General features: G+C 69.1%; 7 protein-coding genes. All 7 read left to right on the top strand.

Annotated elements, in window-relative coordinates; genetic code table 11:
• Positions 1 to 186: 186 nt before the first annotated feature.
• The 7 genes from dnaA (at position 187) to gyrA (ending at position 11,987) form a co-directional block, all read left to right on the top strand.
• Positions 187 to 1,986, top strand: coding sequence for a chromosomal replication initiator protein DnaA (gene dnaA / locus OHS17_RS16630; RefSeq protein WP_330312809.1), 1,800 nt, complete (start codon positions 187 to 189; stop codon positions 1,984 to 1,986).
• 952 nt (positions 1,987 to 2,938) lie between these two features.
• A complete protein-coding gene (dnaN, locus tag OHS17_RS16625; RefSeq protein ID WP_018101898.1) occupies positions 2,939 to 4,069 on the top strand; it encodes a DNA polymerase III subunit beta in 1,131 nt (376 codons plus the stop codon).
• Between the two features lie 127 nt (positions 4,070 to 4,196).
• Positions 4,197 to 5,075, top strand: a complete 879-nt coding sequence (gene gnd / locus OHS17_RS16620) for a phosphogluconate dehydrogenase (NAD(+)-dependent, decarboxylating) (protein ID WP_161207100.1) — start codon at positions 4,197 to 4,199, stop codon at positions 5,073 to 5,075.
• An 84-nt stretch (positions 5,076 to 5,159) separates the two neighbouring features.
• Positions 5,160 to 6,290 carry a DNA replication/repair protein RecF gene (gene recF / locus OHS17_RS16615; protein ID WP_330312808.1) on the top strand — a complete coding sequence of 377 codons (1,131 nt, stop codon included), beginning with the start codon at positions 5,160 to 5,162 and terminating at the stop codon, positions 6,288 to 6,290.
• Positions 6,287 to 6,850 carry a DUF721 domain-containing protein gene (locus OHS17_RS16610; protein WP_018101900.1) on the top strand — a complete coding sequence of 188 codons (564 nt, stop codon included), beginning with the start codon at positions 6,287 to 6,289 and terminating at the stop codon, positions 6,848 to 6,850. Before recF ends, OHS17_RS16610 begins: the two co-directional genes overlap by 4 nt.
• 354 nt (positions 6,851 to 7,204) lie before the next feature.
• Complete coding sequence (gene gyrB, locus OHS17_RS16605; protein ID WP_330312807.1) at positions 7,205 to 9,286, top strand: DNA topoisomerase (ATP-hydrolyzing) subunit B; 2,082 nt, start codon at positions 7,205 to 7,207, stop codon at positions 9,284 to 9,286.
• A 46-nt stretch (positions 9,287 to 9,332) separates the two neighbouring features.
• Positions 9,333 to 11,987 carry a DNA gyrase subunit A gene (gyrA, locus tag OHS17_RS16600; RefSeq protein WP_330312806.1) on the top strand — a complete coding sequence of 885 codons (2,655 nt, stop codon included), beginning with the start codon at positions 9,333 to 9,335 and terminating at the stop codon, positions 11,985 to 11,987.
• Positions 11,988 to 12,042: the final 55 nt, after the last annotated feature.

The raw sequence follows: 12,042 nt of genomic DNA, 5'->3' as shown, positions 1-12,042 counted from the left end.
CAAACCGACCCTGTCGGACCCCCCATTGTGCACAGGCTGTGGACAACGACTTGAACCGCGCCGGTCGGGCTGACTACCGTGGCTGAACTCCGGTTCTTTTTCTTCCCGCCTGCCGGTCCTCACCCATCCCGACCCAAACCGTCCCGAGAACCACACATTCGTGGGACCAGCGAGAGAGCGTGCCCTGTGGCTGACGTACCTGCCGATCTTGCCGCAGTGTGGCCGCGAGTGCTGGAACAGCTCCTCGGGGAGGGGCAGCAGGGCATCGAGCCGAAGGACAAGCAGTGGATCGAACGCTGTCAGCCGCTCGCCCTGGTCGCCGACACCGCGCTCCTCGCCGTCCCCAATGAATGGGGCAAGCGGGTCCTCGAAGGCCGCCTCGCCCCCCTCATCAGCGAGACGCTGAGCCGTGAGTGCGGGCGCCCCATCCGGATCGCGATCACGGTGGACGACTCCGCGGGCGAGCCGTCCGGCCCCCCGGCGCCCCCCATGCACCAGTCCCCCCAGCCGTCCCACCGCTACCAGGGCCCTCAGCACGACGAGGGCCGGCACGGCGACGCGTACGACGGCTACGGGGGCCGGCCCTCGGACGACGGCATGCCCACCGCGCGGCCCGCCTACCCGGACTACCAGCAGCAGCGCCCGGAGCCCGGCGCCTGGCCGCGCACCCAGGAGGACCTGTCCTGGCAGCAGCCCCGGCTCGGCGGGTTCCAGGACCGCGAGCCGGCGCCCGAGCAGTGGCGCGAGCCGTACGGCGGCGGCCGCCCCCCGCAGCACGACTACCGTCAGCAGCCGCCCGAGCGGCAGGGGTACGAGCCCCAGCACACCGAGCGCCCCCGTTCCGAGCGCCCCGAGCTGCCGGAGCCGCAGCACCGCGCGGGCACCGGCCGCCCCGGCGGCGCCCCGGGCCCGATGGGCGCACAGCCCGCACCGGCCCCCGGCCCCGGCGAGCCGCACGCCCGGCTGAACCCGAAGTACCTCTTCGACACCTTCGTCATCGGGGCCTCGAACCGCTTCGCGCACGCCGCGGCCGTGGCGGTGGCCGAGGCGCCCGCGAAGGCGTACAACCCCCTGTTCGTCTACGGGGAGTCGGGTCTCGGCAAGACGCATCTGCTGCACGCCATCGGGCACTACGCGCGGAGCCTCTACCCGGGCACCCGGGTGCGGTACGTGAGCTCCGAGGAGTTCACCAACGAGTTCATCAACTCGATCCGCGACGGCAAGGGCGACACCTTCCGCAAGCGGTACCGCGACGTCGACATCCTGCTTGTGGACGACATCCAGTTCCTGGCGAGCAAGGAGTCGACGCAGGAGGAGTTCTTCCACACCTTCAATACGCTGCACAACGCCAACAAGCAGATCGTGCTGTCCTCCGACCGGCCACCGAAGCAACTGGTCACTCTGGAGGACCGGTTGCGGAATCGTTTCGAGTGGGGGCTGACCACCGACGTACAGCCTCCCGAGCTGGAGACCCGGATCGCGATCCTGCGCAAGAAGGCGGTGCAGGAGCAGCTCAACGCCCCGCCGGAGGTGCTGGAGTTCATCGCCTCGCGCATCTCGCGCAACATCCGTGAGCTGGAAGGCGCTCTCATCCGGGTGACGGCCTTCGCGAGCCTCAACCGGCAGCCCGTGGACCTGGGGCTCACGGAGATCGTGCTGAAGGACCTGATCCCGGGGGGCGAGGACACCGCTCCCGAGATCACGGCGTCCGCCATCATGGCGGCGACCGCGGACTACTTCGGCCTGACGGTGGAAGACCTCTGCGGATCGTCGCGCAGCCGGGTGCTGGTGACGGCGCGGCAGATCGCCATGTACCTGTGCCGTGAGCTGACCGATCTCTCGCTGCCGAAGATCGGTGCGCAGTTCGGCGGCCGGGACCATACGACGGTGATGCACGCGGACCGCAAGATCCGGGCACTGATGGCGGAGCGGCGCTCCATCTACAACCAGGTCACCGAGCTCACCAACCGCATCAAGAACGGCTGACGGCGCCCCGCGCCGACTCCCGCACGTACCCGAAGGGCGCTGTGCGGACTCGTCAGGAGTCCGCACAGCGCCCTTCCGTGTTCCCCGAAAAGCGCCTCGCAACCCCCTTCGCGCGGCTCCCGGCGCGGGCCGGCCGTCCACCGGGTCCGCTCTCTGAGGCCCTGGTCTGTTCGATTAACCGGGAGGTCACGGGTGTTCTCCACAGATCCGGGCACTTTTTTCCCTCCACAGCCTGGGGATCCAAAAGTTGTCCATACTGCATCCACAGGCAGAACCTCCGGGAGGACATTGGGCCAGCTCAGCGGGTTGGGGATTTGTGGTCAACGATGATCCACAGCCTGTGGACAAGATTTTCGTCCACAGGCTGAGCTCAAGGTTGTCCACCGGCTGCCCACAGGTCGGAGGCCGTTTTCCCCAGCGGGAGGCCGCTTCTCCACATGGCTGTCCACTGTTCGGCAACACGACAGGCCCCATCACCGTCCCGAGTGAAAGGCGTCACACCAAGAGGCAGGGTTGGCCTGTGGGGAACGGGGGTAAAGCTGGGGACAGACCTGGGGAGAAACTGCCCTCCCCTGTGTACGGGTTGTGCACAACTTCCGGGTGTCCACAGAAAGCCCGGGTTGTCCACCGGTTCCGCCCACAGGGTCGGTGGATAAAAAACAGGCTCTGAGCTGCGAAAACGGGGTTATCCACGGTTTCCACAGGGCCTACTACTACCACCACCCATAGTTAGCCCGGAATCCGTTTCGAAGTGGGGCCTGTGCACAACTCGCCCTCGGAGCGCTCCGGGCCGCTCGCCGCGATTTGACCCCGAGCAGCAACGAGTGTCGGTGCGGTGCGTCAGACTGGTCCCCGGCGTCCTCCCCCTGTCATCGGCGGAGCGACCCGACCAGACGACGAAGGCCGACGACGACGAAGGCCGACAGGGCGAAGACAGCAGGAGGCGGTTCCGGTGAAGATCCGGGTGGAGCGCGATGTACTCGCGGAGGCGGTGGCCTGGGTGGCCCGCAGCCTTCCGGCCCGTCCGCCGGCGCCCGTTCTCGCGGGCCTTCTGCTGAAGGCCGAGGACGGAGCGCTCAGCTTCTCCAGCTTCGACTACGAGGTCTCGGCGCGGGTCTCGGTGGAGGCCGAGGTCGAGGAGGACGGCACCGTCCTCGTCTCCGGACGGCTGCTCGCCGACATCTGCCGCGCCCTGCCCAACCGGCCGGTGGAGATCTCCACAGACGGTGTACGGGCGACCGTCTCCTGCGGCTCCTCGCGATTCACACTCCACACCCTTCCTGTGGAGGAGTACCCGGCGCTTCCGCAGATGCCGACCGCGACGGGCACCGTGCCGGGTGAGGTCTTCGCCTCCGCCGCCGCCCAGGTCGCCATCGCCGCGGGCCGCGACGACACGCTGCCCGTCCTGACCGGCGTCCGCATCGAGATCGAGGGCGACACCGTCACCCTCGCCTCCACCGACCGCTACCGCTTCGCGGTCCGCGAGTTCCTGTGGAAGCCGGAGGACCCGGAGGCCTCCGCTGTCGCCCTGGTGCCCGCCAAGACGCTGCTCGACACCGCCAAGGCCCTCACCAGCGGTGACACGGTCACCCTGGCGCTGTCCGGCTCCGGCTCCGGCGAAGGGCTCATCGGGTTCGAGGGCGCCGGACGGCGTACGACCACCCGACTGCTCGAAGGCGACCTGCCGAAGTACCGGACGCTCTTCCCCACCGAGTTCAACTCGGTCGCCGTGATCGAGACCGCCCCCTTCGTGGAGGCCGTCAAGCGCGTCGCCCTGGTGGCCGAGCGCAACACCCCGGTCCGGCTGACCTTCGAGCAGGGCGTCCTGATCCTGGAGGCCGGCTCCAGCGACGACGCACAGGCTGTGGAAAGGGTCGACGCCGTGCTGGAGGGCGACGACATCTCGATCGCCTTCAACCCGACCTTCCTGCTGGACGGCCTCAGCGCCATCGACTCCCCGGTCGCCCAGCTCTCGTTCACGACCTCCACCAAGCCGGCGCTGCTCAGCGGCCGCCCGGCCGTGGACGCCGAGGCGGACGACGCGTACAAGTACCTGATCATGCCGGTCCGCCTCTCCGGCTGACCTCCCCGGCCCCGCCCCGGCGGGGCCCGACGGGCGTGTTCAGCGCCGAGCACGCCCGGCGTCCTGTCCCCTTCCGGGCGTAGGCTCGGAAGCGGGTACGAATCGGCACAACGCTAAGGAATCTCTGATGGAGCTCGGTCTCGTCGGCCTCGGCAAGATGGGCGGCAACATGCGCGAGCGCATCCGCCGCGCAGGCCACACCGTCATCGGTTACGACCGCAACGCGGATCTCGCCGATGTCCACAGCCTGGAAGAGCTTGTGGGCAGCCTCAAGGGTCCCCGGGTCGTGTGGGTGATGGTCCCGGCCGGAGCCGCGACCCAGTCCACCGTGGACGAACTGGCCGAGCTCCTTTCGCCCGGCGACATCGTCGTGGACGGCGGGAACAGCCGCTGGACCGACGACGAGAAGCACGCGGAGGAGCTGCGCGCCAAGGGCATCGGCTTCGTGGACTGCGGCGTCTCCGGCGGCGTCTGGGGCCTCGAGAACGGCTACGCGCTCATGTACGGCGGCGACGCCGAGGACGTGGCGAAGGTCCAGCCGGTCTTCGACGCCCTGAAGCCCGAGGGCGACTTCGGCGCGGTCCACGCGGGCAAGGTCGGCGCCGGCCACTTCGCCAAGATGGTCCACAACGGCATCGAGTACGCCATGATGCAGGCGTACGCCGAGGGCTGGGAGCTCCTGGAGAAGGTCGACTCCGTCACCGACGTGCGCGAGGTCTTCCGCTCCTGGCAGGAGGGCACGGTCATCCGTTCCTGGCTGCTCGACCTGGCGGTCAACGCCTTGGACGACGACGAGCACCTCGACAAGCTCCGCGGCTACGCGGCCGACTCGGGCGAGGGCCGCTGGACGGTCGAGGCCGCGATCGACAACGCGGTGCCGCTGCCCGCGATCACGGCGTCGCTCTTCGCGCGCTTCGCCTCGCGCCAGGACGACTCCCCGCAGATGAAGATGATCGCCGCGCTGCGCAACCAGTTCGGTGGCCACGCGGTCGAGAACAAGAAGTAACCCCGCAACGACGAGCGGGAGGGGCCGGCCGCTCCTCCCGCCGACGGAGCACGGAGCAGGAAGCCGGGAAGGTCGGCGCACCACATGCACGTCACGCATCTGTCGCTGGCCGACTTCCGTTCGTACGCCCGGGCCGAGGTGTCGCTCGACCCGGGCGTCACCGCGTTCGTGGGGGCCAACGGCCAGGGCAAGACGAATCTGGTGGAGGCCGTCGGCTATCTCGCCACGCTCGGCAGCCACCGCGTCTCCTCCGACGCCCCGCTCGTCCGCGTGGGCGCCGAGCGCGCGGTGATCAGGGCGGCCGTCACCCAGGGCGAGCGCTCGCAGCTGGTCGAGCTGGAGCTCAACCCGGGCCGGGCGAACCGCGCCCGGATCAACAGATCGTCGCAGGTCAGACCCCGTGACGTGCTCGGCATCGTGCGGACGGTGCTGTTCGCCCCCGAGGACCTGGCCCTGATCAAGGGCGACCCCGGCGAGCGTCGGCGGTTCCTGGACGAGCTGATCACCGCGCGGTCGCCGCGGATGTCCGGGGTGCGCTCCGACTACGAGCGTGTGCTCAAGCAACGGAACACGCTGCTGAAGTCCGCCGCGATGGCCCGCAGACACGGTGGGCGCTCCCTCGATCTGTCGACGCTCGACGTGTGGGACCAGCATCTGGCCGGGGTGGGCGCAGAGCTGCTGGCCCAGCGCCTGGACCTGATCGCCACGCTCCAGCCGCTGGCGGACAAGGCCTACGGCGACGTGGCGCCGGGCGGCGGCCCGCTGGCGCTGGACTACCGCAGCTCCGTCGGCGGCGAGGCCGGCCCCGCGCGCACGCGCGAGGAGCTGTACGGACAGCTCATCGAGGCCCTGGCCGGGGTCCGCAAGCAGGAGATCGAGCGTGGAGTGACGCTGGTCGGCCCGCACCGCGACGACCTGGTGCTCGGCCTGCGCGGGATGCCCGCCAAGGGGTACGCGAGCCACGGGGAGTCCTGGTCGTACGCGCTGGCGCTGCGCCTCGCCTCGTACGAGCTGCTGCGCGGCGAGGGCAACGAACCGGTGCTGGTGCTGGACGACGTGTTCGCCGAGCTGGACGCCCGCCGCAGGGAGCGGCTGGCGGAGCTGGTGGCGCCCGCCGAGCAGGTGCTGGTCACCGCGGCGGTGGACGACGACGTGCCGGGAGCGCTCGCGGGGACGCGGTACGCGGTGACCGCCGGCGAGGTGGAGCGGGTATGAGCGGCGACGGTGCGGGGAAGACCCCCGGCGGCGAGGACGGGGCGAAGCCCGCGGAGCCGTCCGGTGTGGACCTGGCCCGGGTCGCCCTGCGCGCGGCCAAGGAGCAGGCGCGGGCGCGCGGCGAGGCGGCGCAGCAGAAGAAGCAGGCCAGGCGCGGCGGCGGCCTGCGCTCCGGGGCGCGGCGGGACGGCCGCGATCCGCTGCCGCTGGGCGCCGCGATCAACCGGCTGATCACCGAGCGCGGCTGGGAGACCCCGGCGGCGGTCGGCGGGGTGATGGGCCGCTGGCCGCAGATCGTCGGTGACGACCTCGCGCTGCACTGTGTGCCCGTGCGGTACGACGAGGAACCGGACCAGCGCGTCCTGACGGTGCAGTGCGATTCGACGGCCTGGGCGACGCAGCTGCGGCTGCTGGCTCCACAGCTGGTGGCCCGGCTCAACGCGGACCTGGGCAACGGCACGGTGCGGATGATCAAGGTGCTGGGTCCCGGCGGCCCGCAGCACCGGTTCGGCCCGCTGCGCGCCCCGGGGAGCACGGGCCCGGGCGACACCTACGGCTGACCCGCCGCGACCTGCGCTTTTCGTGCCCGTAGCGGACTGTGTGCCGCGCTCCGGCTGCCCGGGAATCCGATGACGTTTCACGTGAAACCAGGTGGTGGTGAGCGGGCGTCCCTCACCGTAGCGGGAGGCTGACAGGCCGAAGCGCTCAACGCCTGCGTGAGCCCCTTGAGGCCCCGTCCCGGATATGGGGAGTCGTCAGCCGCTCATTCAGGGCGGCACATGCGTACTCAGGTACCCGCAAACCCCCATTCGGGTCGGCGCTACCGGTAGACTGATGAACAATCCCGTGTCTTGCGGGATTCGTCGATACAAGCCGAACGACGCAGCCGCTCCCGCCTGCCCGGAGAACGGCCTGTGCTGTGCCAGAAAGGGCGCTTCGTGGCCGATTCCGGCAACCCCAACGAGAACATTCCGTCCACCCAGGGCGACGCCGCTGCCGCCCCGGCCGAGGCGCAGCCCTCGTACGACGCCAGCGCGATCACCGTGCTGGAGGGTCTGGACGCGGTCCGCAAGCGACCTGGCATGTACATCGGCTCGACCGGTGAGCGCGGTCTCCACCACCTCGTGCAGGAGGTCGTGGACAACTCGGTCGACGAGGCCATGGCCGGGCACGCGGACTCCATCGACGTCACGATCCTCGCCGACGGCGGGGTGCGCGTGGTCGACAACGGCCGTGGCATCCCGGTCGGCATCGTGCCGTCCGAGGGCAAGCCGGCCGTCGAGGTCGTCCTCACCGTCCTGCACGCGGGCGGCAAGTTCGGCGGCGGCGGTTACGCCGTCTCCGGTGGTCTGCACGGCGTCGGTGTCTCCGTCGTCAACGCCCTGTCCACGCGGGTGGCCGTCGAGGTGAAGACCGACGGGTACCGCTGGACCCAGGACTACAAGTTCGGTGTCCCGACCGCCCCGCTGGCGCGTAACGAGGAGACCGGCGAGACCGGCACCAGCGTCACCTTCTGGGCCGACGGCGACATCTTCGAGACGACCGAGTACTCCTTCGAGACGCTCTCGCGCCGCTTCCAGGAGATGGCCTTCCTCAACAAGGGCCTCACCCTCAAGCTGACCGACGAGCGCGAGTCGGCGAAGGCGACGGCCGGTGCGGACAGCGCCGAGGCGGTGGAGGTTCCCGAGGAGGAAGTGGCCCGCTCGGTCACGTACCACTACGAGAACGGCATCGTCGACTTCGTCAAGTACCTCAACTCCCGCAAGGGCGATGTCATCCACCAGTCGGTGATCGACATCGAGGCCGAGGACAAGGACCGTCTGCTCTCGGTCGAGATCGCCATGCAGTGGAACACGCAGTACAGCGAGGGTGTCTACTCCTTCGCCAACGCGATCCACACGCATGAGGGCGGTACGCACGAGGAAGGCTTCCGCGCGGCGCTGACCTCGCTGGTCAACCGGTACGCCCGCGACAAGAAGCTGCTCCGCGAGAAGGACGACAACCTCACCGGTGAGGACGTCCGCGAGGGTTTGACCGCGATCATCTCGGTGAAGCTGGGCGAGCCGCAGTTCGAGGGCCAGACGAAGACCAAGCTGGGCAACACGGAGGCCAAGACCTTCGTGCAGAAGGTCGTCCACGAGCAGCTGACGGACTGGTTCGACCGCAACCCCAACGAGGCGGCCGACATCATTCGCAAGGGCATCGCCGCCTCGACCGCCCGGGTGGCGGCCCGCAAGGCGCGCGACCTGACCCGGCGCAAGGGGCTGCTGGAGAGCGCCTCGCTCCCCGGAAAGCTCAGCGACTGCCAGTCGAACGACCCCACCAAGTGCGAGATCTTCATCGTCGAGGGTGACTCCGCAGGCGGCTCGGCCAAGTCCGGCCGCAACCCGATGTACCAGGCGATCCTGCCGATCCGCGGCAAGATCCTGAACGTCGAGAAGGCCCGGGTCGACAAGATCCTCCAGAACACCGAGGTCCAGGCGCTGATCTCGGCGTTCGGCACCGGGGTCCACGAGGACTTCGACATCGAGAAGCTCCGCTATCACAAGATCATCCTGATGGCGGACGCCGACGTCGACGGCCAGCACATCAACACCCTGCTGCTGACCTTCCTGTTCCGCTTCATGCGTCCGCTGGTCGAGGCCGGCCACGTCTACCTGTCGCGCCCCCCGCTGTACAAGATCAAGTGGGGCCGCGACGACTTCGAGTACGCGTACTCGGACCGTGAGCGCGACGCCCTCGTGGAGCTCGGCAAGCAGAACGGCAAGCGGATCAGGGAAGACTCGATCCAGCGCTTCAAGGGTCTCGGCGAGATGAACGCCGAGGAGCTGCGCGTCACCACGATGGACGTCGACCACCGGGTGCTCGGCCAGGTCACGCTGGACGACGCGGCGCAGGCCGACGACCTGTTCTCGGTGCTCATGGGTGAGGACGTGGAGGCGCGGCGCTCGTTCATCCAGCGCAACGCCAAGGACGTCCGCTTCCTCGACATCTGAGTCGGCCGTACAAGCAAGCCGCAGCGCGAAAGGACTTTGACCAGCAATGGCCGACGAGAACACCCCCGCTCCCGTGACGCCCGAAGAGGTTCCGCCCGTCGAGGGCGTGGGTATGCGTGTCGAGCCCGTCGGGCTCGAGACGGAGATGCAGCGCTCCTACCTCGACTACGCGATGTCCGTCATCGTCTCGCGTGCGCTGCCCGACGTGCGGGACGGCCTCAAGCCCGTCCACCGCCGGGTGCTGTACGCGATGTACGACGGTGGCTACCGGCCCGAGAAGGGCTTCTACAAGTGCGCCCGTGTCGTCGGTGACGTCATGGGTACGTACCACCCGCACGGCGACTCCTCGATCTACGACGCCCTGGTCCGCCTGGCGCAGCCGTGGTCGATGCGCATGCCGCTGGTGGACTCCAACGGCAACTTCGGTTCCCCGGGCAACGACCCGGCCGCCGCCATGCGGTACACCGAGTGCAAGATGATGCCGCTGTCCATGGAGATGGTCCGGGACATCGACGAGGAGACCGTCGACTTCCAGGACAACTACGACGGCCGCAACCAGGAGCCGACGGTCCTCCCGGCGCGCTTCCCGAACCTGCTGGTCAACGGCTCCGCGGGCATCGCGGTCGGCATGGCGACCAACATCCCGCCGCACAACCTGCGCGAGGTCGCGTCGGGTGCCCAGTGGTACCTGGAGAACCCGGAAGCCTCGCAGGAGGAGCTGCTGGACGCCCTGATCGAGCGGATCAAGGGCCCGGACTTCCCGACCGGCGCGCTGGTCGTCGGCCGCAAGGGCATCGAGGAGGCGTACCGCACGGGCCGTGGCTCGATCACGATGCGCGCGGTCGTGGCGGTCGAGGAGATCCAGAACCGCCAGTGCCTGGTCGTCACGGAGCTTCCGTACCAGACCAACCCCGACAACCTCGCGCAGAAGATCGCCGACCTGGTGAAGGACGGCAAGGTCGGCGGCATCGCCGACGTGCGCGACGAGACCTCCTCGCGTACCGGCCAGCGCCTGGTCGTCGTACTGAAGCGGGACGCGGTCGCCAAGGTCGTCCTGAACAACCTGTACAAGCACACCGATCTGCAGTCCAACTTCGGCGCCAACATGCTGGCGCTGGTGGACGGGGTGCCGCGCACCCTGTCGATCGACGCGTTCATCCGCCACTGGGTGACGCACCAGATCGAGGTCATCGTCCGGCGCACGAAGTTCCGGCTGCGCAAGGCCGAGGAGCGCGCGCACATCCTGCGCGGGCTGCTGAAGGCCCTGAACGCCATCGACGAGGTCATCGCCCTCATCCGGCGCAGCCAGACCGTCGAGGTCGCCCGTGAGGGCCTGATGGGCCTGCTGGAGATCGACGAGCTCCAGGCGAACGCGATCCTGGAGATGCAGCTGCGCCGGCTGGCCGCGCTGGAGCACCAGAAGATCACCGCCGAGCACGACGAGCTCCAGGCGAAGATCAACGAGTACAACGCGATCCTGGCCTCGCCCGAGCGGCAGCGGCAGATCGTCAGCGAGGAGCTGGCGGCGATCGTCGACAAGTTCGGCGACGACCGGCGCTCCAAGCTGGTGCCCTTCGAGGGCGACATGTCCATCGAGGACCTGATCGCCGAGGAGGACATCGTCGTCACGATCTCCCGCGGCGGCTATGTGAAGCGCACCAAGACGGACGACTACCGCTCGCAGAAGCGCGGCGGCAAGGGCGTGCGCGGCACGAAGCTCAGGGAAGACGACATCGTCGACCACTTCTTCGTGTCCACGACGCACCACTGGCTGCTGTTCTTCACCAACAAGGGCCGGGTCTACCGGGCCAAGGCGTACGAGCTGCCGGACGCCGGCCGGGACGCGCGCGGCCAGCACGTGGCGAACCTGCTGGCCTTCCAGCCGGACGAGCAGATCGCGCAGATCCTGGCGATCCGCGACTACGACGCGGCGCCCTACCTGATCCTGGCCACCCAGGGCGGCCTGGTGAAGAAGACCGCGCTGAAGGACTACGATTCGCCGCGCTCCGGTGGTGTCATCGCCATCAACCTGCGGGAGACCGCGGACGGCGCCGACGACGAGCTGATCGGCGCGGAGCTGGTCTCGGCCGACGACGACCTGCTTCTCATCAGCAAGAAGGCCCAGTCGATCAGGTTCACCGCGACGGACGAGGCGCTGCGGCCGATGGGCCGCGCCACCTCGGGCGTCAAGGGCATGAGTTTCCGCGAGGGAGACGAACTGCTCTCGATGAATGTCGTCAGGCCCGGTACTTTCGTGTTCACTGCAACCGACGGCGGGTACGCGAAGCGGACCCCGGTCGACGAGTACCGCGTCCAGGGTCGCGGTGGCCTCGGCATCAAGGCCGCCAAGATCGTGGAGGACAGGGGCTCGCTGGTCGGCGCGCTGGTGGTCGAGGAGACGGACGAGATCCTCGCCATCACGCTCGGCGGTGGTGTGATTCGTACGCGAGTCAACGAAGTCAGGGAGACGGGCCGTGACACCATGGGCGTCCAACTGATCAATCTGGGCAAGCGGGATGCCGTCGTCGGCATCGCCCGCAACGCCGAGGCGGGCCGCGAGGCCGACGAGGTCGACGGACCCGTCGACAGCGACGCCGAAGGCGGTACGACCGAGCTGACCACGGCCGACGAGGCCGCCGGCAGCACGGTCGACAGCAATGTCGAGGACACGTCGTCCTCGACCGGGGAGCACGAGGAGTAGAGCGTGAGTGGAGCCACGGGCGCCGGTTCGGCCGCTTCCGGAGCCGGAGGTAACG

The sequence above is a fragment of the Streptomyces sp. NBC_00523 genome (assembly GCF_036346615.1).
Taxonomy (GTDB): Bacteria; Actinomycetota; Actinomycetes; order Streptomycetales; family Streptomycetaceae; genus Streptomyces.
This window is presented reverse-complemented; position numbering and strand designations above follow the sequence as displayed.